Source organism: Chitinivorax sp. PXF-14 (assembly GCF_040812015.1).
Lineage (GTDB): Bacteria > Pseudomonadota > Gammaproteobacteria > Burkholderiales > SCOH01 > JBFNXJ01.
The window spans coordinates 19,476-41,194 of record NZ_JBFNXJ010000011.1 but is presented as its reverse complement, the minus strand read 5'-3'; the positions used below and the strand labels follow the sequence as shown (position 1 = coordinate 41,194).

Annotated in this window: 18 protein-coding genes; 11 read left to right on the top strand and 7 right to left on the bottom strand. The window is 62.6% G+C overall.

Going from position 1 to position 21,719, the window contains the following annotated elements:
• Positions 1-78: 78 nt before the first annotated feature.
• The 3 genes from ABWL39_RS13840 to ABWL39_RS13830 all read left to right on the top strand — a co-directional run bounded on the left by ABWL39_RS13840 (position 79) and on the right by ABWL39_RS13830 (position 4,143).
• Positions 79-837, top strand: a complete 759-nt coding sequence (locus ABWL39_RS13840) for an SDR family NAD(P)-dependent oxidoreductase (protein WP_367792195.1) — start codon at positions 79-81, stop codon at positions 835-837.
• Between the two features lie 204 nt (positions 838-1,041).
• Positions 1,042-3,576 (top strand): DNA mismatch repair protein MutS, encoded by a 2,535-nt coding sequence (mutS, locus tag ABWL39_RS13835; RefSeq protein ID WP_367792517.1) that lies wholly within the window; start codon positions 1,042-1,044, stop codon positions 3,574-3,576.
• A gap of 69 nt (positions 3,577-3,645) precedes the next feature.
• Positions 3,646-4,143 (top strand): hypothetical protein, encoded by a 498-nt coding sequence (locus tag ABWL39_RS13830; protein ID WP_367792192.1) that lies wholly within the window; start codon positions 3,646-3,648, stop codon positions 4,141-4,143.
• A 62-nt stretch (positions 4,144-4,205) separates the two neighbouring features.
• On the opposite strand, the gene ABWL39_RS13825 is transcribed toward ABWL39_RS13830, so the two are convergent.
• On the bottom strand, positions 4,206-4,688 hold the full coding sequence (locus ABWL39_RS13825) for a peptidylprolyl isomerase (RefSeq protein ID WP_367792188.1): 483 nt from the start codon (positions 4,686-4,688) through the stop codon (positions 4,206-4,208).
• 159 nt (positions 4,689-4,847) lie between these two features.
• Here ABWL39_RS13825 and ABWL39_RS13820 point away from each other — a divergent pair, with 159 nt between their 5' ends.
• A complete protein-coding gene (locus ABWL39_RS13820; protein WP_367792185.1) occupies positions 4,848-5,978 on the top strand; it encodes a cupin domain-containing protein in 1,131 nt (376 codons plus the stop codon).
• Positions 5,979-6,221: 243 nt separating this feature from the next.
• Positions 6,222-6,470 carry a hypothetical protein gene (locus ABWL39_RS13815; RefSeq protein WP_367792182.1) on the top strand — a complete coding sequence of 83 codons (249 nt, stop codon included), beginning with the start codon at positions 6,222-6,224 and terminating at the stop codon, positions 6,468-6,470.
• A 94-nt stretch (positions 6,471-6,564) separates the two neighbouring features.
• On the opposite strand, the gene ABWL39_RS13810 is transcribed toward ABWL39_RS13815, so the two are convergent.
• The 3 genes from ABWL39_RS13810 to dapA all read right to left on the bottom strand — a co-directional run bounded on the left by ABWL39_RS13810 (position 6,565) and on the right by dapA (position 9,443).
• The gene (locus ABWL39_RS13810; protein WP_367792179.1) at positions 6,565-7,329 is read right to left on the bottom strand and encodes an MBL fold metallo-hydrolase; all 765 of its coding nucleotides are present in this window, start codon (positions 7,327-7,329) and stop codon (positions 6,565-6,567) included.
• Positions 7,330-7,393: 64 nt separating this feature from the next.
• The gene (bamC, locus tag ABWL39_RS13805) at positions 7,394-8,512 is read right to left on the bottom strand and encodes an outer membrane protein assembly factor BamC (RefSeq protein WP_367792176.1); all 1,119 of its coding nucleotides are present in this window, start codon (positions 8,510-8,512) and stop codon (positions 7,394-7,396) included.
• A 52-nt stretch (positions 8,513-8,564) separates the two neighbouring features.
• Entirely contained in the window at positions 8,565-9,443 is an 879-nt protein-coding gene (gene dapA / locus ABWL39_RS13800; protein ID WP_367792173.1) for a 4-hydroxy-tetrahydrodipicolinate synthase, read from the bottom strand.
• 195 nt (positions 9,444-9,638) lie between these two features.
• Between dapA and ABWL39_RS13795 the strand changes: the two genes are divergently transcribed.
• The 4 genes from ABWL39_RS13795 (at position 9,639) to pbpG (ending at position 15,032) form a co-directional block, all read left to right on the top strand.
• The gene (locus tag ABWL39_RS13795; protein ID WP_367792170.1) at positions 9,639-11,243 is read left to right on the top strand and encodes an ABC-F family ATPase; all 1,605 of its coding nucleotides are present in this window, start codon (positions 9,639-9,641) and stop codon (positions 11,241-11,243) included.
• 377 nt (positions 11,244-11,620) lie between these two features.
• Positions 11,621-12,361: a 3-oxoacyl-ACP reductase FabG gene (fabG, locus tag ABWL39_RS13790; protein WP_367792167.1), complete on the top strand. Its 741-nt coding sequence runs from the start codon at positions 11,621-11,623 to the stop codon at positions 12,359-12,361.
• A gap of 147 nt (positions 12,362-12,508) precedes the next feature.
• On the top strand, positions 12,509-13,714 hold the full coding sequence (locus ABWL39_RS13785; RefSeq protein ID WP_367792164.1) for a murein transglycosylase A: 1,206 nt from the start codon (positions 12,509-12,511) through the stop codon (positions 13,712-13,714).
• Positions 13,715-14,024: 310 nt separating this feature from the next.
• Positions 14,025-15,032, top strand: coding sequence for a D-alanyl-D-alanine endopeptidase (gene pbpG, locus ABWL39_RS13780; RefSeq protein WP_367792161.1), 1,008 nt, complete (start codon positions 14,025-14,027; stop codon positions 15,030-15,032).
• A 66-nt stretch (positions 15,033-15,098) separates the two neighbouring features.
• Here pbpG and ABWL39_RS13775 read toward each other — a convergent pair whose 3' ends face one another.
• Together ABWL39_RS13775 and ABWL39_RS13770 are read right to left on the bottom strand one after the other, a co-directional pair.
• Positions 15,099-16,574, bottom strand: a complete 1,476-nt coding sequence (locus ABWL39_RS13775; RefSeq protein WP_367792158.1) for an ATP-binding protein — start codon at positions 16,572-16,574, stop codon at positions 15,099-15,101.
• 142 nt (positions 16,575-16,716) lie between these two features.
• The gene (locus ABWL39_RS13770; protein WP_367792155.1) at positions 16,717-17,886 is read right to left on the bottom strand and encodes an FIST signal transduction protein; all 1,170 of its coding nucleotides are present in this window, start codon (positions 17,884-17,886) and stop codon (positions 16,717-16,719) included.
• Positions 17,887-18,012: 126 nt separating this feature from the next.
• On the opposite strand from ABWL39_RS13770, the gene ABWL39_RS13765 reads away from it, so the two are divergent.
• A complete protein-coding gene (locus ABWL39_RS13765; protein WP_367792152.1) occupies positions 18,013-19,020 on the top strand; it encodes an MDR family oxidoreductase in 1,008 nt (335 codons plus the stop codon).
• A 24-nt stretch (positions 19,021-19,044) separates the two neighbouring features.
• Positions 19,045-19,371: a hypothetical protein gene (locus tag ABWL39_RS13760; RefSeq protein WP_367792150.1), complete on the top strand. Its 327-nt coding sequence runs from the start codon at positions 19,045-19,047 to the stop codon at positions 19,369-19,371.
• Between the two features lie 81 nt (positions 19,372-19,452).
• On the opposite strand, the gene ABWL39_RS13755 is transcribed toward ABWL39_RS13760, so the two are convergent.
• A complete protein-coding gene (locus ABWL39_RS13755) occupies positions 19,453-21,573 on the bottom strand; it encodes an acetyl-CoA hydrolase/transferase C-terminal domain-containing protein (RefSeq protein ID WP_367792147.1) in 2,121 nt (706 codons plus the stop codon).
• Between the last annotated feature and the right edge of the window lie 146 nt (positions 21,574-21,719).

Genomic DNA, 21,719 nt, shown 5'->3' with positions numbered 1-21,719 from the left:
TTTGGCTAATAGACTGCAGCCATGCCTCGGGCCCTGGCCCGGGTGTCGATAACCGATTGATCAAGCATGGAGCCAGTCATGAACAGAAAGATTGCCATCGTTACCGGGGCCAGCCGTGGGCTGGGGCGCAATACCGCACTCAAGCTCGCGGCGAAAGGCGTGGATGTGATCCTGACCTATCGCAGCCAGCAGGGCGAAGCCGCCGCCGTGGTTGCCGAGATCGAACGCCTTGGCGGCCGCGCCGTGGCCTTGCCGCTCGATGTCGGCGTCAGCGCCGGCTTCCCTGCGTTTGCCGCGACGGTGAGGGCTGTGCTTGGCAGCCATTGGCAGCGCGAGCAGTTCGACTATCTCGTCAACAATGCCGGCATCGGCATCCACGCCGGTTTTTCCGAAACGAGCGAGGCGCAGTTCGATCAACTGGTGAATATCCAGTTCAAGGGCGTGTTCTTCCTGACGCAGGCCTTGCTGCCGCTGATGGCAAACGGTGGGCGCATCGTCAACATCTCGACCGGGCTCACGCGATTTGCCTTGCCCGGCTATGCGGCCTATGCCTCGATGAAGGGGGCGGTGGAGGTGCTGACCCGCTATCTGGCCAAGGAGCTCGGCTCGCGTGGCATTGCCGTCAACGCGGTGGCGCCGGGCGCCATCGAAACCGATTTCGGCGGTGGGGTGGTGCGCGACAATGCCGATATCAACGCCTTGCTGGCGTCGCAGACGGCGCTGGGCCGTGTTGGGCTGCCGGATGACATCGGCGGTGTCATCGCGTCCTTGCTGTCGGATGACAACCGCTGGATCAACGCACAGCGCATCGAGGCGTCGGGCGGCATGTTCCTGTAAGTGCCGTGGCGGCGGGGTGCCAGGCCGTGCACCCCACCGCCATCGCCGGATATTCTGTCCAATGCCGGCATTCAATCCCGGTCAAACCATCGCCCGCGCCGGGCCGGCATGGCAAAATGGCGCCCTACCGCGCCACAGGCTTGACACAGGTTTCGAGAATTGGACAGTTCCGCCAGTAAAAACAATGCAGTAACCCATACCCCGATGATGCAGCAGTATCTGCGCATCAAGTCCGAGCACCCCGACAAGCTCGTGTTCTATCGCATGGGGGATTTCTACGAGCTGTTCTATAGCGATGCCGAGCTTGCCGCCAAGCTGCTCGACATCACGCTGACCACGCGCGGTGCCTCGGGCGGGCAGCCGATCAAGATGGCCGGCGTGCCTTATCACGCGGCGGAGCAATATCTCGCGCGGCTGGTGAAGCTCGGGCAGTCGGTGGCGATCTGCGAACAGATCGGTGACCCGGCCACCAGCAAGGGACCGGTCGAACGCAAGGTGATGCGGGTGGTGACGCCGGGCACCCTGACCGACTCGGCCCTGCTCGAAGAGAAGCGCGACAACGTGCTGCTCGCGCTCAACGCCAGCAAGGGCGTGCTCGGCATGGCATGGCTGTCGCTGGCTTCTGGCGCCTTCCGCGTGATGCAGACGCAGGCTGATAACCTGGTGTCCGAGCTAGAGCGTATTCGTCCAGCCGAAATCCTGCTGCCGGATGGGCTCAGCCTGCCGGTGCTCGATGCCCTGGGCCTGGCCAGAAAGACGCTGGGCGCTTGGATGTTCGAGGCCGATTCGGCGGAGCGCTTGTTGCGCCAGCAGTTTGCCACGCATGACCTGGCCGGCTTCGGTGCGGCAGGGCTCACGACCGCCATCGGTGCGGCGGGGGCATTGCTCGATTACGCGCGCCAGACGCAGGGCTCAAGCCTGCCGCACGTGGCCGGCCTGACGGTGGAAACTGGGGCCGAATACCTGGTACTCGATGCCGCCACGCGCCGCAATCTGGAAATCAGCGAGACCATCCGCAACGAGCCGTCGCCCACACTGCTCTCGGTGCTGGATGGCTGCGCATCGAGCATGGGTAGCCGCCTGTTGCGGCATTGGCTGCACCATCCGCTGCGCGATCAGCATGCCGTGCTGGCGCGCCAGCAGGCAGTGGGCGCACTGCGTGACGGCTATGCCTTCGATGGCGTGCACGAAACCTTGAGCCGCATCGCCGACATCGAGCGCATCACCGCGCGCATCGCGCTGCGCTCGGCCCGCCCGCGCGATTTGTCGGGCCTGCGCGACGCGTTGATCCGCCTGCCGCAACTGCAACCCATCGTGGCGCCGCTGGCTGACCCGTTACTGGCGTCGCTGACGCAGGCGCTGGTGGCACCCGACGATATCGTTGCCATGCTGTCGACCGCCATCCAGGCCGAGCCATCGGTGGTGCTGCGCGAGGGCGGGGTGATCGCCGATGGCTATCATGCCGATCTCGACGAGCTGCGCGGCATCCAGGCTAATTGCGGCGAATTTCTGCTCGCCCTCGAGGTGCGGGAGCGCGAACGCACGGGCATCTCGACGCTCAAGGTCGAGTTCAACCGGGTGCACGGTTTCTATATCGAGGTCAGCCGTGCGCAGTCGGACAAGGTGCCCGACGACTACCGCAGGCGCCAGACCCTGAAGAACGCCGAGCGCTATATCACCCCCGAGCTCAAGACGTTCGAAGACAAGGCACTGTCGGCGCAGGACCGGGCGTTGGCGCTGGAAAAGCAGTTGTACGAAGCGCTGCTCGAGCAGCTGCAGCCGCATCTCGGCACCTTGCAACGGGTCGCGCAAAGCGTGGCGACGCTCGATGTCCTGGCCTGCTTTGCCGAGCGCGCTTCGAGCCTCGGCTGGGCTGCGCCTGAATTCACCCACGAGCACGTGATCGAGATCAGCCAGGGGCGTCACCCTGTGGTCGAAAGCCAGATCGACAGCTTTATCGCCAACGACACGCGCCTGTCGATGGTGCGCAAGCTGCTGTTGATCACCGGCCCCAATATGGGCGGCAAGTCGACTTATATGCGACAGAACGCATTGATCGTGCTGCTCGCGCATTGCGGCGCCTACGTGCCGGCGGCAAGCGCCCGGCTCGGCCCGGTGGACCGTATCTTCACGCGCATCGGCGCATCCGACGATCTGGCCGGCGGCCGCTCGACCTTCATGGTCGAGATGACCGAAACCGCCAACATCCTGCACCACGCGACCGAACACAGCCTGGTGCTGATGGACGAAGTCGGGCGCGGGACATCAACATTCGACGGGCTGGCACTGGCCTACGCGATCGCCCGCCACCTGCTCGAAAAATCGCGCAGCTACACCTTGTTCGCCACGCATTATTTCGAACTTACACGGCTGAGCCAGGAATTTCCGTTCGCGGCCAATGTCCATCTCGATGCCGTCGAGCACAAGGATCGCATCGTTTTCCTGCACGCAGTGCAGGATGGGCCGGCAAGCCAGTCCTACGGGATCCAGGTAGCGCAGCTCGCCGGCGTGCCCGGGCCGGTGATCCGCGCGGCAAAGCGGCATTTGCAGGAGCTCGAGCAAATGAGCGGCGGCACATCGGGGCAAGGGGACCTGTTTGCCACGCCCGTGGCGGTCGATGCAGTGCCTGTTGCGCCGCATCCGGTGCTCGAGGCGCTGGCCGAAATCGACCCGGATGAGCTCACGCCCAGACATGCGATCGAGCTCATATATTCACTTCGGCAAATGCTAGAAAAATGATCTAAGCTGAACTCGCGACTCGTTCGCAACATGATGTCTGAATAGTTTGGGCTTGAGGGGAATCGTGTAATGAAAGAACAAGAGAATAAGGCATCGCAGTCCGAAGATGCATTGATCGATGGCGTGGTCCGTTTGCTTGGCGACGCACGCAAGGGCCGCCTGCACCTGCAGGATGTCAAGAACAAGGCCGCCATGGCGCTCGCCAAGTATGGCCGTTTCGTTTCCGAACTGTTGCGCGACAGCGGGGTGCACGTGCCGCCCGCCGTCAACCTGCAGACCGGCACGGACGGGCATATCCACGTGATCGGCGAGCACCCCGACCGTGAGCGCATCGAGCAACTGTTTTCTGCTCACCCGCAATTGCAGAAAGGCTTCAAAGAGGTAGAGGTGGTGCACGAGATCATCCGCACCGAGGAGGAGGCCGTGGAGTTCCGCAAGGCACACCAGTCCGACCCCCGACAGGCGGACAAGTTGAAGGCGCCGAACGATCTGGCGCCGATCTTCAACCTGGGAATCACGAGCGGCGGCCCGGTCATTTTTTTTTCAACGACCGCGGAAATCGCCTGATACTTGACTCGCAATGAAAAAAGGCCAGCAAAGCTGGCCTTTTTCTTCGCCGTGTGACGGGCTCAGTGGTGATGGTGGCCGTGCGGGCCATGTGCGTGGCCGTGTTCGACTTCATCCTTGGTCGCCGCGCGCACCTCGGTCACCGTGCACTTGAAAAGTACACGCTTGCCGGCGAGCGGGTGGTTGCCGTCAACGACGACCTTGCCGTCGGCGATGTCGGTCACGCGGAACAGGATCACTTCGCCGGACTCTTCGTCATCGGCTTCGAACATCATGCCGACTTCGACTTCCTGCGGGAAAGCCTCGACGTCCTCGATGCGGACCAGCTTCGGGTCGTAGTCGCCGAATGCGTCTTCCGGCTCCATCGGCACGTCGAGCTTGTCGCCGACCGACTTGCCATGCAGCGATTCTTCGAGCTTGGGAATGATATTGTCGTAGCCACCATGGAGGTAGCTGATGGGCTCCTCGGTCTTGTCCACGAGTTGATTGTCGCCGTCGTACATCTCATAGTGCAGTGAGACGACGGTATCCTTGACGATTTGCATGTTGTATTCCTTGCAAGAGGCGCTAATGACCGCCACGGCGGTTGGGGCGACGTGGGAACTAGAGGTAGGCGAATGCCCGTGGGGTATTGTAAACCACAACGGCGCGGTCCCGCGAATGCGGGTGTAAAATCGCGCCCGACATTGATCTGGAGTGCAAGCATGGAGCTGTTGGGCGGTTTGAGCGTCGAGACGTTTCTCTCTGAATATTGGCAAAAGAAGCCGCTGCTGGTGCGCCAGGCCGTCCCGGGCTTCGCCGGGCTCGTTTCGGCTGAGGGCATGAACGAGCTGGCATGCCGCGATGATGCCATCTCGCGACTGGTCAAGGTCGAGCAGGGCGCGTGGCAGCTGGAGCAGGGGCCGTTCGATGGCCGCCGCCTGAAAAAGCTGCAGAAGGGCGAGTGGAGCCTGCTCGTGAGCAACCTCAACCACTTTATGCCCGAGGCGGCCGAGCTGTTTTATCGTTTCAGCTTCATCCCCTACGCGCGGCTCGATGACCTGATGGTCAGCTATGCGCCGCAAGGCGGCACCGTCGGGCCGCATTTCGACTCTTACGATGTCTTCCTGCTGCAGGCCGGCGGTCGCAAGCGCTGGCAGGTCAGTGCGCAACAGGACAACACGCTGATCGAGGGGGCGCCGCTGAAGATTCTGCAACACTTCACGCCAGAGCAGGAGTGGGTACTTGAGCCCGGCGACATGCTGTATCTGCCGCCACGCTACGCACACAACGGCGTCGCACTTGAGCCGGGCATGACCTATTCGATCGGTTTCCGGGCGCCTTCCGCACAGGAGCTGGCGACGCAGTTCCTGGCTTTTCTGCAGGACCAGCTCGAGCTCGACGGGATGTACGCCGACCCGGACCTACAGACGCAAAAGCAGCCCGCGCTACTCGGCGAGGCCATGGTCGATCGGGTGGAGGCCATGCTGTCGGGCATCCGTTGGGGGCGCGGCGATATCAAGGCCTTTCTCGGGCATTACCTGTCCGAGCCCAAGGCGCATGTCTTGTTCGATCCGCCGGAAGACGAGTTGTCGGTCAAGCAGTTTGCCAAGCGCGTTGCCAGCGATGGGGTCGTGCTTGATCTCAAAACACAGATGTTGCACTGCGATGATCAGTTCTTCTGTAACGGCGAAAGCGTGACGGCGACGGACGATGAGGCCGCCTTGCTCGCAGAGCTTGCCAATGCCCGGCATCTTACTGCCAGGATGGTCCAGGGGCCGCTGCTGGACTTGATGTACGAGTGGTTCGAGTACGGTTATCTGCATCTGGGTACTGATCCGCTCCCGGCAGGATGAATGGCCTCCAAGGGCGCTGATCGCCTGCCCCTGCAGAGATATGGCGACAATTATGGATTCCGTCGCCGCAAACATTGTTACGGCAGCAATTTTGTGCACTGCGACTGGATAATTTGAAAAAACGTGCTAAAATCCACCAGTCGATCGATCTCGGTCGAGAGCGCTTTATTGAATGCATCGCCTCCGGTGTAGGCCGGCAGGTTTGTTATTTGTGTTGCTTAACTTAGTTAAGGGTAAAAATAAATGAAATCCTCGCTCCTCGCTGCTGCTCTGCTGGCTGTTGCTCTGACCGCTTGCGGTAAGAAAGAAGAAGCTCCGGCTCCTGCTCCTGCTGCTGAAGCTCCGGCTGCTGCTCCTGCTGCCCCGGCCGCTCCTGCTGCTGACGCTGCTGCTCCGGCCGCTCCTGCTGCTGACGCTGCTGCTGCTCCGGCCGCTCCTGCTGCTGACGCTGCTGCTGCTCCGGCCGCTCCTGCTACCGAAGAAAAGAAGTAAGCTTCGCTTCTTCGAGCAGAAAAAAGCCGACCGCATGGTCGGCTTTTTGCATTGCTGCGCTGCTTGCGTGTGATTTCGGCTGCAGCGCGTCAAATCAAAGCTGCCGCCAGTCCAGCCCTTTGAGTTGGCTGGCGATGGCAATCCAATCCGTGGTACAGCCCAGGGCCGCGCTCAGTGCGCCTGCCGCCAATTCCGGCTGATTGTTGGTGGTGCTCAGGTGTGCCGCCGCGATATGGCGCAGCCTGGTGCAGTCGATGCTGCGCAACAGGTCTGCCGCCTGCTCGTTGTCAAGGTGGCCGAGGTTTCCGCCAACCCGTTGCTTGAGCGGATAAGGGTAGGGGCCGTTCCACAGCATCTCGCGGTCATGGTTACACTCCAGCACCAGGGCTTCGCAGCTGCTCAGCCGTTCTCGAATCAAGGGGGTGATGCTGCCGCTGTCGGTGAGTACGCCCAGCCTCACGTTACCGTCGCTGAATACGTGCTGTGTCGGTTGCTTGGCGTCATGGGGGACGGGGTAGGGCTGTACTTGCAGGTCGCCAATCGAGAAGGTTTCGTTGCTGTCGTACGGAAACAGCTGCGGCAATGACTGGGCGACTTGTGGTGCTGCATTCAACGTGCCGAAGCTGGCATAGACCACGATCTGGTACTTGCGCGCCAGCGTGGCCACACCTCCCATGTGGTCGGCGTGTTCGTGCGTGACGACGATGGCGTCAAGATCGTTTGGCGTGAGCCCAAGGCGGGCAAGGCGGCGAACGGTTTCACGCAGGCTGAAGCCGCAGTCGAGCAGCAGGCAGGATTGGCCGGCCTCGACGACGAGGCCGTTACCTTCGCTGCCGCTGCCAAGCGAGGCAAATCTCATACTGACGGCGCCGCCATGGTCGGCCGGTTTGGGCTGGGCAAACGCGGCAGCACCGTCATCGCTATTACTTCAGTTGTTCGCTGAGCAGTTGCAGGATGCGCTTGGCTGTGTCGCTGTGGTCTTCCTTGCCGTCCTTGTCGAGCACCCGCATGGCGGTCTTGCTGCCTGCTTCGGTGACCTCGAGGCGGAACTCTTCTGCCTGCGCGGACTTGTCCGAGCTGAAGATCGACGAGAACCAGCCACTATTCTTGCGTGTGCCATCCGGGTCTGCATAGCGGATGAAGTACAGGCCATGCAGGCGATCGCGGTCCACCACGGTAAAGCCGCTGCGATCGAGCGCCAGGCCGATACGGCGCCAGGCGCGGTCGAAGTTGTCGGCTACGACCAGATTGTCGGCCACCAGCATGGCGCTGCTCGATTTGCCTGGTGCGGCCGGGGCTGCTGTAGCCTGCGGTGTCGCAGCTTGCGGAGCGGTTTCGGCCGGCGTCGTTTCCGATTTGCCGTTGAAGCGCTGCAGCAGCAGGGCCAGCATTTCCGCTTCCATTTCCGGATCGGCCGGGCGCGGCTGCCAGATGGTGCGGTCGCGGTTGTTGTTCTCGAATACCTCGATCATGCCGCGGTGGCTGACGAAGACATCCGTGGTGCCGGGCTTCTGGCCCTTTTCCAGGCGGATGCGGTACTTGTCCTTTTCGCCTGTCGAGTAAAGGCCATCGAGCACGCGGCCAATCGTGCGGCGGACGATGTCCTGCGGCAGCTTGGCGCGGTTTTCCGCCCATTCGGTTTCGATGATGCCGGTGGCCGGGTTCTCCGATGCCACGATGAAGCCCTGGCTCTTGATGAATTCCTGGATGACGGCCCATGCCTGATCGGCGGGTTGCTCGACGACCAGCCAGCGCTGGTTGTCCGAGCGCTCGATGTGGGCGCCGCTGACATCTGGCAATACGGAGGAGGTGCCGCCAGTCGCGCCAGTTGCACCCTTGTTGCCTTGTCCTGCCGACGGAATCGAGTAGGTGCTGTCGCTTTGAACCGAGGTCAGGTCAGGTGGGATTTCCAGCGGGCGGGTGGTGGTGCTGGCATTCGGGTTGCGATAGTCGATTTTCTTGTTGGTCTCGATCGGCGTGCTGCAGCCCGCGACGAGCGATGCCGCCGCGACGGCTGCGGCGGCAAGCTTGTACGATTTCATTCCGTTTCCTTGGTTATCGCTTTACTTGGTGGAGACTGACTGCTGATGACAATCAGAGTTCAATGCCGGCCTCACGCATCGCCTGTTTGACGATGCTGTGGCACGACTCGCTGAGTGGTGTAAGGGGCAGGCGGATGCCGGGCTTGGTCAGCCCCATCTGCTGTGCTGCCCACTTGACGGGAATCGGGTTGGCTTCGATGAACAGGTGCTTGTGCAGGCCTTGCAGCTTGTCGTTGATTGCGCGGGCAGCGGCGATGTCGCCGGCGAAGGCTTTTTCGCACAGCTCGTGCATGGCCTTGGGCGCCACGTTGCCGGTGACCGTGATCACGCCGTGCCCGCCCAGTAGCATGAACGGCAGCGCCGTTGCATCATCGCCGGTGTACAGCGCGAAATCCGCCGGGGCGCGTTTGACCAGGTCGGCCGCGCGGCCGAGGTCACCGGTGGCGTCCTTGATGCCGACGATATTCGGGATCTGTGCAAGGCGCAGCGCGGTGTCGTTGCTCATGTCCGCAACGGTACGGCCCGGTACGTTGTACAGGATGACCGGAATATCCACTGCTTCGGCAATCGCCTTGAAGTGCAGGTACATGCCTTCCTGTGTCGGACGGTTGTAGTAGGGCACCACCGACAGGCTCATGGCGGCGCCGACGCGCTTGGCTTCGCGCGTCAGCTCGATGGCTTCGCGCGTGGAATTGGCGCCGGTGCCGGCAATGACCGGGATGCGGCCGGCAGCCTGCTCCACCGCGACGCGGATGATGTCCAGGTGCTCTTCGACCGATACGGTCGGCGACTCGCCGGTAGTGCCAACTGCCACGATGCCATCGCTGCCCTGTTTGACGTGGAAGTCGACGAGGCTGCGCAGGCCTTCGAAATCGAGGCTTCCGTCTTCGAACATGGGGGTGACGATGGCGACCAGACTACCTTTGAGCATGTTGATTCTACCGGTTCAAAAAAAGAACCTAGTTTAACCGATTCGAATGCGGGCGGGGAGGGGCGGGGTAGTGCCGGCCTGGTCATCCTTTGTAAAAGTCAGTTGCCGAAGCTGTGTTAAAATCAGCGGTTTGCAAAATTTCGGGCGTTCGGGGCCAGGCCGCCGCCGCCTGCTGTGCCAGGGACAGGAAAAGACGTGATTACCACTTCCAACATCACCATGCAATTCGGCGCCAAGCCGTTGTTCGAAAATGTGTCGATTAAGTTTGGCGACGGCAACCGCTATGGCCTGATCGGCGCCAACGGTTGCGGCAAATCCACCTTCATGAAGATCATGGGCGGGGATCTGGAGCCTTCCGCCGGCAACGTGTCGCTCGATCCCGGCGTGCGCCTGGGCAAGCTGAAGCAGGATCAGTTCGCCTATGAAGATCAGCGCGTGATCGACGTGGTGCTGCAGGGGCATATCGAGCTGTGGACGCTGATGCAGGAGAAGGATGCGATCTACGCCAACCCCGAGGCCAACGAAGACGACTACATGCGCGCAGCCGATCTCGAGGTGCAGTTTGGCGAGATGGGCGGGTATGACGCCGAGGCACGCGCCGGGGCGCTGCTGCTGGGTGTCGGCATTCCTGTCGACCAGCATTTCGGCCCGATGAGCGCAGTGGCGCCGGGCTGGAAGCTGCGCGTGCTGCTGGCCCAGGCGCTGTTTTCGAACCCGGACGTGCTGCTGCTAGACGAGCCGACCAACAACCTAGACATCAACACGATTCGCTGGCTCGAGCACGTGCTCAACGAACGTGAATCGACGATCATCATCATCTCCCACGACCGCCACTTCCTGAACGAAGTGTGCACACACGTCGCTGACCTCGACTACAACACGATCCGTGTCTACCCCGGCAACTACGACGATTACATGGAAGCCAGCCTGCAGGCGCGCGAACGGCAGCAGTCGGCCAATGCGCGTGCCAAAGAGCGCATCTCCGAATTGAATGCGTTTGCCGCGCGTTTTGCCGCGAACAAGTCGAAGGCGCGTCAGGCAACGTCGCGTCTGAAGCTCGCCGACAAGATCAAGTCCGAGATGGTCGAGGTGAAGCCATCGAGCCGCCAGAACCCGTTCATCCGCTTCGATCTCGAAGACAAGCAGCGGCTGCACCGCCAGGCTTTCGAAATGGACAACGTGAGCAACGGTTTCGACACCATGCTGTTCAAGGATCTGAACCTGATTCTCGAAGCTGGCCAGAAGCTCGCGGTGATCGGCGGCAACGGTGCGGGTAAGACGACCTTCATCCGCACGCTGGTGGGTGAGCTTGCCCCCAAGCACGGTACGGTCAAATGGGCGGAGAAGGCACAGATCGGCTATTTTGCACAGGACCACGAGGCGGACTTCGCCGACGACATCACGGTGTTCGACTGGATGAAGCAGTGGGGTCAGCCGGGTGACGACGATCAGTCCATCCGCGGCATCCTGGGGCGCCTGCTGTTCTCGGGCGACGATGCCAAGAAGTCGGTCAAGGTGCTGTCCGGCGGCGAGAAGGGGCGCATGCTCTATGGCAAGCTGATTCTCGAGAAGCCGAACGTCCTGATCATGGACGAACCGACCAACCACATGGACATGGAGTCGATCGAATCGCTGAACCTGGCGCTGGATATGTACAAGGGCACGCTGATTTTCGTGTCGCATGATCGCCAGTTCGTATCGTCGCTTGCCACCCAGGTGCTGGAGCTGCGTGGCGACGGCAGCTTCAACTACTACGTGGGCGGCTACGAGGACTACCTGTCGAGCCAGGGCCTCGATTGACGGGGATGTGATTGCTTACGGTTATTGCGTTGCAATAACCACACAGAAGGCCGCAGCTGCGGCCTTTTTTGTTATTTGTGGCGTCGTGCATTACCTGATTGTTTTGCAATGCGATATAATTCGTAATGCCGCCCGATCCACGCATCAAAAGTGCAGGTGCTCGATATATGCGCCTAAGTGCTTAAATATCAGGGCGGTACGCCGCAAAGTAGATAAGCATTACGCTAAAAACTAATGTATGAATTTGGTATTACCTTCACCAAATACCATGCTTTGCGTCATGTTTTATAGCTGCATCGCAGCATGAACTGCTGGAGGCGTTACCGGCATGCGTGCCGTTCGCCAGTGTGGAATGGTTTGTTAGAGGGAAGAATAATATGCGACTGAATGGAAAGATTTCGATTATCACTGGCGCTGCAAACGGCATCGGTAAGGCGACAGCACTGAAGTTTTCCGCTGAGGGCGCGACGGTCGTCGTCTGTGACCTGAACCTGGAAGCAGTGGCTGGCGTGGTCGAAGAGATCAAGGCTGCCGGCGGCAAGGCGGAAGGCTTTGTCGTCAACGTGACCAACCGTCAGCAGATTGCCGACATGGTCGCCGCAGTGAAGGAAAAGTACGGCCGTATCGACTCGCTGGTGAACAACGCCGGCATCGTCGCCGATGCACGCCTGCAGAAGATGACCGACGAGCAGTTCGACCGCGTCATCGACATCAACCTGAAGGGCGTCTACAACTGCGCCCGTGCTGTGGTCGACATCCTGGTCGAGCAGGGCAGCGGTGTGATCCTGAATGCGTCGTCCGTCGTCGGCCTGTATGGCAACTTCGGCCAGACCAACTACGCTGCGGCCAAATTCGGCGTAATCGGCTTCACCAAGACCTGGGCGAAAGAGCTCGGCCCCAAGGGCGTTCGTGTCAACGCAGTGTGCCCTGGCTTCATCGCGACCAACATCCTGAGCTCGATGCCGGAAAAGGTCATCGCCGCGATGGAAGAGAAGGTGGCGCTGCGCCGTCTGGGCAAGCCCGAAGAAATCGCCAACGTTTACGCGTTCCTGGCGTCGGACGAGGCGAGCTACATCAACGGCACTGCAATCGAAGTGAGCGGCAGCATCTCGATGTAAGCGGCTTCTGCCCGATGACAAAGCGCCGCTCGCGAGCGGCGCTTTATTTTTGCCGGCTGCCGGGCGGGGAACTATCCGGCCACAGCGAAGCCATAGCGCCACGCCCCGCCGGCTATAATGCGCCGCACGAACAACGAGGAATCCCTTATGCGAGACTGGCGAAAGCTACTCTGGATGGCGGCAATGCTCGCCGGCTGTGCGACGCAACCCATCCCGCCGGCTCCGCCCGCGACTCAACCCCCGCCGCAGCTTTGCCCCTGCCCGCCGACCGAGGTCAAGCCCGAAGCACCGCCGGCAGCACCGTTGCAACGTGCGGGCTGGGACGAATTACCCGGCTGGCCTGGCGATCAGCTCGGTACCAGTTTTGAGGGCTTCCTCGCCTCGTGTAAAGCGATCGCCCGGCGTGCCGGCTGGGGCGAGGCCTGCCAGCAGGCGCGAAGCATGGATAAGCGTGATTTGGCCGGCATACGCCAGTTCTTCGAGTCGCGCTTCACACCCTACCGCGCGACCAATCCCGATGGTGGCAACGAGGGCTTGATCACCGGCTACTACGAGCCCTTGCTCAACGGCAGCACCCTGCGCGACAGCCGCAACCGCTTCCCCCTGTATGGCGTGCCGGACGATCTGCTGATCGTCGATCTCGCAGACATCTACCCGGAGCTCAAGGCCATGCGCCTGCGCGGCAGGATCGAGGGGCGCAAGGTGGTGCCGTATTACTCGCGCGAACAGATCGAAGCCGGCGACGCCAGGCTGGCCGGGCGCGAGCTGGCGTGGGTAGACGACGCGGTCGAGCTGTTCTTCCTGCAGATACAGGGATCGGGCCGGGTTCGTTTGCCGAGCGGCAAGCTGATGCGCGTTGGCTATGCCGATCAGAATGGCTACCCCTACAAGGCCATCGGCAAGGTATTGGTCGATCGCGGCGAACTGCCTGCCGGGCAGGTGTCGATGCAGGCGATACAGGCTTGGGCACAAAGGAGTCCGGACAAGTTGAATGAGGTGCTCAACGCCAACCCGAGCTATGTCTTCTTCCGCGAACTCAGCAGTGCCGATGGCGGCCCGCTCGGCGCTCTGGGGGTGCCGTTGACCGATGGCGCCAGCATTGCCGTCGATGCCCGCCATATTCCGCTGGGCGCGCCGGTTTTCCTGGCGGCGACCTGGCCCAATACCGACAGGCCGCTGGCACGCCTGATGAACGCCCAGGACACGGGGGGCGCGATTCGCGGCGTGGTGCGTGCAGACTTCTTCTGGGGCTTTGGCCGCGAGGCAGGCCAGCTGGCCGGGCGGATGAAGCAGCGGGGCCGTCTCTGGGTGTTGCTGCCGAACGATATGGCGCCGCCCAAGGCCGCCAATTGAGGCTTGGAGCGATGGTGCCGAGCGGGCGCCGGAGGCCGTTGCCTGGATGTCATGAAACCTTGATGACGGAAGTTAAAGCAAGGTATTAAGATCAACGGCTAGCTATTGAATTAGCTTACGTTTTCTCAACCCATGCATTAGAATTCGACTATATTGAAGGTAGTCGGTAGCCAGCATGGCTTTCGATCGATTTTTAAGATTTTCTGGCGTCGGCCCCATGGGCCGGCGTTGTCATTCTGCGGAGAGAGCGACCTCTATGTTCCCTCGTTTCAAGACATTACTCAGTGCAATGCTGGCGTTGGTCCTGGCCATGCCCGCCGTGACTGAAGCCGCCACGCACAAGGCGGCGGTGGAAAAGTCCGCCAAGGTGGCAAAGAAGGCCGGCAAGGCCAAGGCCGGCAAGCCTGCGCGCAAGGCCCATTATTCCGCCAAGACCAGCCGCAAGGCGGCAACGCGCCATGCCAGCGCCGCTGGCAAGAGCGCCTTGACGCGCGTGGCGGCCCATGAGCCGTTCGGTGCCAAGCTGCGCACGGAAGACGTGGTGCCCGAGTCGTTGACGCTGGCATCCAATTCGGTCGTAGTGTTCAACGAAAACAACGGCGAAGTGCTGTATTCGAAGAACAACCAGTCGGCCATGCCGATCGCGTCGATCAGCAAGCTGATGACCGCGATGGTGACGCTCGACGCGAAGCTGCCGATGGATGAACTGATCACCGTCGACGATGCCGATACCGACAAGCTGCGCAACACCAGCTCGCGTCTGGCCGTCGGCTCGACGCTGACGCGTGCCGAGCTGCTGCTGCTGGCGCTGATGTCGTCGGAAAATCGCGCGGCGGCTGCCCTGGCACGCAGCTACCCGGGCGGTAGCTCGGTCTTTTTTGCGAAGATGAATGCCAAGGCGCGCTCGATCGGCATGAAGAATGCGCATTTCTATGATTCGACCGGCCTCAATAGCGGCAATGTCGCGTCTGCGGCCGATCTGGTCATGATGGTGCAGGCTGCCTACGAGTATCCCGACATTCGCCGCTATTCCACCACGCAGGAATATGAAGTGGTGCTGGGCAGCGGCCGCCGTCTGATGTACCACAACACCAATGCGCTGGTGAAGGATGACGACTGGCAGATCGGCCTGCAGAAGACCGGCTTCATCAACGAGGCTGGCAAGTGCCTGGTGATGCAGGCGACGATTTCCAATACCCCGTTGGTGATCGTACTGCTCGATTCCGCCGGCAAGTACACCCGTATCGCCGATGCCAACCGTATCAAGAAGTGGCTGGAGAAGGGTGGCGGTGCCCGTATGCTGATCGCGCGCGGCTGATCGTTCGCTGCCGTTCGAACAAACACCCCAGCCAATGGCTGGGGTGTTTGCTTTGGTGGGGGCGGATCAGCTTGCCGCCGGCAAGGTAAAGTAAAAGGTGGTGCCGGCGCCCGGTGCCGATTCGGCCCAGATGCGCCCGCCATGCCGGGCGATCACGCGTTTGACGGTGGCGAGCCCGATGCCGGTGCCCTCGAATTCCTTTTCGTCGTGCAGGCGCTGAAACGGCGTGAATAGCTTGCCAGCCCATTGCATGTCGAAACCGGCGCCGTTGTCGCGGACGAAGTAGGCGGTTTCTCCCGCATGCTCGGCCCGGCCTACCTGGATTACCGCGTCCGGCCGATGGCGTGTGAACTTGACGGCGTTGCTCAACAGGTTGTCGAGCACCACCTGCAATAGCCGGGCATCGGCCTGCGCCGTGAGCGGCCGGTCAACCTGGAAGTGGACGACCCGGTCTGGTGGCACCATGGATTTCCAGCAGATTTCCGCGATCTCGGCCAGGTCGATCGGCTGTATGTTGAGGGTTGCCTGGGCCGCCTTGGCCAGCGCCAGCAGGTCGTCGACCAGCTGGTTCATGCGGAGGGCGTTGGAGACGACCCGTTCGAGCAATTGCCGCTCGTCGGCCTGCAGCCGCTCGCCGCAGTCCTCCATCAGGCTTTGGCTGAAGCCCGTAATCGCGCGCAGCGGTGCGCGCAGGTCGTGCGAGACCGAGTAGGAGAAGCTTTCCAGCTCCTTGTTGAGCGTCTCCAGCTCCACCGTGCGCGCCTTCACGCGCTGTTCGAGCTCTTCGTTGAGCGACAGTATCTTGGTCTCGTAGGCCTTGCGCGGCGAGATGTCGGTCGCCACGGTCAGCACGGCGCTTTCGCGGCCGAGGGTGATCGGCAGCTTGGTGACCTGAAACCAATCCTGGCGGCCGTCACGCTGCGTCAACGCAATTTCCGGCAGGGTGATGGGCTGGTTGCTGGCCAGCACCCGTGAATTGCCGTCATGGGATGCCGCGACCCAGGTGTCGGGCAAATCCAGGTCCGCTTCCGTACGGTCTGCCATGGCGCATGCCTGCAAGCCACGGCTGTATGCGAAGGCCTGGTTGGCCAGCATGAGCCGGCCCTGCGCGTCGGTGGCGTAGACCCATTGCGGAAGCTGGTCGAGTATCTGCCTCAACCGGGCCTCGTTATCGCTCAGTGCCGCCTGCGCCTGCGTCAGCTCGCGCACCTGCTGCTGCAGCTTGCCGGTGACGCGGTTGTAGTCGTCGCGGGTCACCGTCAGGTCGTAGTGCATGCGGCTGCTGAGCCGCTGTAGCTCGACACCGAGCTCGTTGGATACCACGCTCTGCTCGATGGCCTCCAGCGTCACCGACAGCTGGTCGCACAGATGCGGCACCATGGCGGGCGGCACCGCCACATGCCAGAGCAGGGGGCCGAGCCGGCGCTGCGAGAACGAGTCTGCCGGTGTCGCGATCACGCCATGGATGCGCTGAGCGAAATTTTCCACCAGCGGCAAGAGGGTATCGACGCGCTCGACATATACCGCAACCAGGCCGGTCATCAGTAGCTGCCGGGTCGGTGTACAGGGTTCGAAGCCCGGTGGCGGAGGTGAAATCGCGCTGAGATAACTGGCCTTCATCGTCGTGATTTGGTCATTCAGTGGCGCTATGGTCCTTGAATGCCGGTGCATGGGCAAGCGGCGTTCATGCCGTCGCCGCGCCACGGTCGCCGATCAGCAGCAACACATAGGTCATGTTGTGGAACAGGTTGCGGGTGTAGCCATGTTCGTCGCGCAGCGGGCCGATCTCGCCGAAGGAGGGAAAACCGGCCATCGGCAGCCCGTGTGGGAACGCCTGCGACAGCGCCTTCACCTCATGCTCGATCTGGTTGCCCAGCAGTTGCTTGCGCCCGCTACAGCTGACGATGAGTGCGGCACACGGGGTGAAATCGACACGCCGGCTGGCTTCGGCGATGTCGTAGACCTCGCGTATCAGCTCGTCGGGGCGGGCCAGGCATACCTGCACCTGCTTGCCGGTCTCGATGCCGCCATACAGCCCCAGGTGGCCCGCATTGGTGCTGAAGTCCGGCACGATCGAACGCAGGCGCCGCTGGGCGAGCCGCGCCGGGTCGATGACCGTCAGCGACATGATGCCGCGGTCGCTTTGCAGCACGGGCTTGCCGGTTTCGCGCTCGATGAAGGCCATCGCCGACAGCCCGTCGATGCTGCGCACCTGCGTGCCCTCGGCATCGTCGACCAGGCCGGGCTGGCCAATCGGTGTGAGCGAATTGCCGATGCGGATGTCGAAGCCGAAATCGCCCTTGACGCCAAGCATCACGATCGCATCACGCACCAGCTTGCGCCCGACGAACAGAAAGCAGCTCTGCATCAGGTTGTCGTCGGCGGCGAAACCGCCGATGGCCGGCGCGTCGATGTCATGCAGCGCCCGTTCGATCAGGCTCGCGTCGGTGCTGAAATCGGAGGAGAGGAAGAGCAGATCGGGCTGCTCGCCCCCGAGTGCCGCTTGTACCGCCGCGAGCGCCCGCCGCGTGGCACCCTCCGGGTCGGCCGTCGCGCCTTCCGCCAACCCTGCTGCCCAGCGCACCTTGCCGCCACTGTTGAGGCCGAGTGCCGCGACACCGAGATTGGATGCACGGTCGGTGGCATAGACGCCGTCGCCGCTATTGCCGATCAGCACGGCTGTATCGCTGCCGAGGCCGTCGTACAGCCCTTCCATCAACTCACTCGAGCCGCCGTAATGAATCGTGCAGAATAGCCAGATCACCTCCGGCGCGGTGGCCTTCAGCACCGTGCCGAGTTCGATGCCAGCGCGGTAGGGGTCGGAGTTCGAGGTGTAGGCGGAGCTGGCTTGCATGCGGCATCTCCAGTGAAATGTTGATCCATTCGGATATAACTGCAGTCTAGGTGGCGGGGCTGCGCCGGGCCAGCCCATTCTGCTACAGTCAGATAGATGGATGGTAGACCGTAGAGAGGAAGTTACGTGACCAGATTTCAAGCGCTGATGGCCGAGCAGGGGGCCGACAAGCAGATTGTCGTCTCGCTGCGAGAGTGCAGCCTCGACGACTTGCCGGCCGGCGACGTGCTGGTGCGGGTCGAGTATTCCGGCATCAACTACAAGGATGCGCTGGCCGTCAGCGGCAAGGGCAAGATCCTGCGCAGCCTGCCGATGATCCCCGGCGTGGACCTCGCCGGTGAGGTGGTGCAATCCGAGCATCCCGGCTACCGCCCGGGCGATCGCGTGGTGCTGACCGGATGGGGCGTGGGCGAGCGCCATAGCGGCGGCTTTGCGGGCTATGCCAGGTTCCGCGGCGAATGGCTGGTGCCCTTGCCCGCGGGCCTCGACGCACGCTCGGCGATGGCGCTCGGCACCGCGGGCCTGACGGCCATGTTGTGTGTGGACGCGCTGGAGCAGCATGGCCTGACGCCCGACAGCGGCATGGTCGTCGTGACTGGCGCCACGGGCGGCGTCGGCAGTGTCGCTGTCGCGCTGCTGGCGCGCCTTGGCTATCAGGTGGCGGCAGTCAGCGGCAAGCTTGCCGAGCAGGGCGCGTACCTGACGTCGCTCGGCGCCGGCACCTTGATCGATCGCGCAGAGTTGGCCCTGCCGGCCCGCCCACTCGAATCGGAAAGCTATGCCGGGGCTATCGACACGGCTGGCGGCGAGGTGCTGGCCGGGCTCCTGCCGCGCATGCGCTACGGCGGCACGGTTGCCGCATGCGGCCTGGCTGCCGGGCATGCGCTCAACACCACGGTCATGCCCTTCATCCTGCGTGGCGTGACGCTGGCCGGGGTGGATTCGGTCATGTGCCCGCTGGCACGCCGTCAGGCTGCCTGGCAACGGCTCGCTGAGCTGATGCCCCGGCCGCTGCTCGACAGCCTGACGCACGAGGTCGATCTGGCGGGGGTTGCCGCCGTGTGCGAACAGATGATGGTGGGGCGCACCCACGGCCGCCATGTGGTCCGGCTTGGCGCGTCGGCCGCCGGCTAGGGCCGGCATCGCGGAGCGGCGGCGATGCGCATCCCCTCGGCCTATACCCGGGTCAACCTGCCGGACGACAGCCTGACAGTCCGCGCCAAGACCGCCATGCGCGCAACGCCGGCGGTCGTGCCGCGCAGCATTCCGCCGCTGATCTATCAACCCCACCACGCGCCGCTTGCGCCGGTCGAGCCGGCATCCGCCAGGCCTGAGCGGGAGCGCCGTGCCGGCGGCGAGCGGCGGACCACCTGCCGGCGCGTGCTGCCGCTGACCTTTCTGCTTGATCTGCGCCAGCACCTGGAGCGGCGCCGCCACAATCGCCGTCGGGACGACCCGCCCGCGCATGTCGATGAAGAGGTGTGAATGTGACAACGGCGGTGCTGCTGATTGCAGCAGACCGCCGTTGTCAGGCCCCTGCCGGCATCCCGGCAGGAGAGGTAGCGCCTAGCCCAGGTTGCCGACGAACAATCGCCGCAGCAGCCGCAGCTTGAGGCCCTCGACTTCATCTAGCCCCATGCGTTCGAGGTATTTCTCCGGCACCTCATGCTCGCCGACCAGGCTCTTCACGACATTGCCGAGCAGCTCCAGCGGGTGGTCCGTCGCGGACTTGAGCTTGCGCAGTGCCTTGACGATGGTGAGTTCTTCTTCCGAGAAATCGGTGCCGAACGGGAAGTCGGGCAGCAAGCCAAGCTGGCGCCATGGCCGCAGGCGCGATTCGAGCGTCTCGGGCAGGTTGTGGCGCTGGGACTCGGGAATCTCGTAGCTGTGGGCGATCTTGCCGTTGTGCTTGGCCTCTTGCAGCAGCTGCTCCTGGAAGCGCGAATCGGCGATCGCCAGCAGGCGCTTGATGCACTCCGAGTCCGACTGGGCGCGCAGGTCGGCGATGCCATACTCGGTAATCACGACATCGCGCAGATGGCGCGGGATGGTGGTCTGCTCGATATTCCAGACGATGTTCGAACTGGCCTTGCCCTGGCGCACGCGCGCTGCGCGCAGCATGAGGACGGAGCGGGCGTCGGGCAGCAGATGGGCCATCGCGACGAAGTTGTATTGCCCGCCCACGCCGCTGACGACCTGGCCCGATGCGAGGCTGTCGCTCGATGCAGCGCCAAGCAGGCTGACCGCCATCGTGGTGTTGATGAAGCGCGCATCGCGGCGCTGCTCGCGTACCAGCTGTTCCTGGCCGAACACGCGGTTGATGAAGCCGATGCGGCTCATGCCGATGTGGCTCAGCTGCTCGGGGCTCATGTCGCGCAGGCGCTGGTAGAAGTCGCGCGGACCGAGGAAGAAGCCGCCATGCATGATGATGCCGCCCTTGAGCTCCTCGCCCAGGCAGTGGCTGCACACCTTGTCGAAGTTGGCCGCATCGGCCAGGTTGCACGACAGCCGCCCCTTGGGTGTCGACAGCATGTTGTCCTTGTAGTCGACGTCGGCGCTGAAAATGCCGAAACGCTTGAGCCAGTCGACGTCGGTCTGGCTCAGTTGTGGATTGATCAGGCCCTGGTCGAGCGCCGTGGCGAGCATGTGTGCGTCGACCTTGGTGCTGATGGTGCCGGCGTTGAGCAGGTGCTGCAGGCCGGCATCTTCAAATACCTGGCGGCGCACGATGCCGGCATCGATCAGCTTCATGAAGCCGTTCACGAACATCTCGCTGCAGCCGTACAGCCCCTTCTCGAACTTGCCGAGCTCGGCTGCCGTTTGCGGCTGGCCGGCAAACAGCTGGTTCATGATCTTGAAATAGCTGTCGTTCTGCCGGTCGCGCAGGATCAGCGCATGGGCAATCGCGTCGCCGAGCGAGCCGATGCCGATCTGCAGCGTGCCGCCATCCTTGACCAGCGAGCTGGCGTAGAAGCCGATCGCATAGTCCTGCAGCGACACCTTCATGTTCGGCGGTGCGAACAGCTCGTGCGTGGCGGCCGGGTCGGTGACGATGAAGTCGAAGCGCTCGGGGCTGATCTCCGCATCGTTGGGCATGTAGGGCATTTTGCGGTTGATCGAGGCGACGACGATGATCTCGCGCGTCGGGTCGGCATCGATCAGGTCGAGCAGATCGACCGTGACATCGGGGTTGGACGACAGCGACAGGCGCAGGGTGCCGTCGCTGTCGTCGGCGGCGACAGCCTGCGCCAGCACGTTGACGTTCTGCAGCAGCATGTCGCGCGCGACATGGGTGTAATTGCTATACAGGTAATTCTGCTGGGCATCTTCGTTGCCAAGGTAGTCGCCGGTCTTCATGAAGAACTCGAGCACCTCGATATTGGGCGGCAGCTTGCCCGCGCGGCGGTCGAGCACGAAATCCAGGTCGGGATAGTCGCCGAACACGCGTTTGACGAAGGGGTCGAGGAAGCGCGATTCGAGCTCGCTGTGGCCCTTGGGTTTCTCCAGCGACAGGGCGGTGATGATGCGCAGATGCAAGCCCGGGTTGTCCTTCACGCGTCGATACAGGGCGTTGACGAAGGGGTTGGGCTTGCCGATGCCGAGCGGAATGCCGAGCACGATCTGCGAGCCGACGGTGGCGATCAGTTGGTCGATGCAGGCTTCGATGCGGTCAAACATCATGGGCATAGTCGTCTCCTATGTAGTTGTTGCTTGTTGTTTGTTAACAGCATAGCGTGCGGCGAGAATGCGAAGGCGGCTAATTGCGAGCCGGTTGATTCAGGTCAGACAATCCGCCCGCCGGACAGCAGGGGTGTTGCGCAGGGCGCATCTGC

Coding starts and splice junctions, on each gene's coding strand:
- ABWL39_RS13840 (WP_367792195.1), top strand. CDS start 79: ATGAACAGAAAGATTGCCATCGTTACCGGGGCCAGCCGTGGGCTGGGG.
- mutS (WP_367792517.1), top strand. CDS start 1,042: ATGATGCAGCAGTATCTGCGCATCAAGTCCGAGCACCCCGACAAGCTC.
- ABWL39_RS13830 (WP_367792192.1), top strand. CDS start 3,646: ATGAAAGAACAAGAGAATAAGGCATCGCAGTCCGAAGATGCATTGATC.
- ABWL39_RS13825 (WP_367792188.1), bottom strand. CDS start 4,688: ATGCAAATCGTCAAGGATACCGTCGTCTCACTGCACTATGAGATGTAC.
- ABWL39_RS13820 (WP_367792185.1), top strand. CDS start 4,848: ATGGAGCTGTTGGGCGGTTTGAGCGTCGAGACGTTTCTCTCTGAATAT.
- ABWL39_RS13815 (WP_367792182.1), top strand. CDS start 6,222: ATGAAATCCTCGCTCCTCGCTGCTGCTCTGCTGGCTGTTGCTCTGACC.
- ABWL39_RS13810 (WP_367792179.1), bottom strand. CDS start 7,329: ATGAGATTTGCCTCGCTTGGCAGCGGCAGCGAAGGTAACGGCCTCGTC.
- bamC (WP_367792176.1), bottom strand. CDS start 8,512: ATGAAATCGTACAAGCTTGCCGCCGCAGCCGTCGCGGCGGCATCGCTC.
- dapA (WP_367792173.1), bottom strand. CDS start 9,443: ATGCTCAAAGGTAGTCTGGTCGCCATCGTCACCCCCATGTTCGAAGAC.
- fabG (WP_367792167.1), top strand. CDS start 11,621: ATGCGACTGAATGGAAAGATTTCGATTATCACTGGCGCTGCAAACGGC.
- ABWL39_RS13785 (WP_367792164.1), top strand. CDS start 12,509: ATGCGAGACTGGCGAAAGCTACTCTGGATGGCGGCAATGCTCGCCGGC.
- pbpG (WP_367792161.1), top strand. CDS start 14,025: ATGCCCGCCGTGACTGAAGCCGCCACGCACAAGGCGGCGGTGGAAAAG.
- ABWL39_RS13775 (WP_367792158.1), bottom strand. CDS start 16,574: ATGACCGGCCTGGTTGCGGTATATGTCGAGCGCGTCGATACCCTCTTG.
- ABWL39_RS13770 (WP_367792155.1), bottom strand. CDS start 17,886: ATGCAAGCCAGCTCCGCCTACACCTCGAACTCCGACCCCTACCGCGCT.
- ABWL39_RS13760 (WP_367792150.1), top strand. CDS start 19,045: ATGCGCATCCCCTCGGCCTATACCCGGGTCAACCTGCCGGACGACAGC.
- ABWL39_RS13755 (WP_367792147.1), bottom strand. CDS start 21,573: ATGCCCATGATGTTTGACCGCATCGAAGCCTGCATCGACCAACTGATC.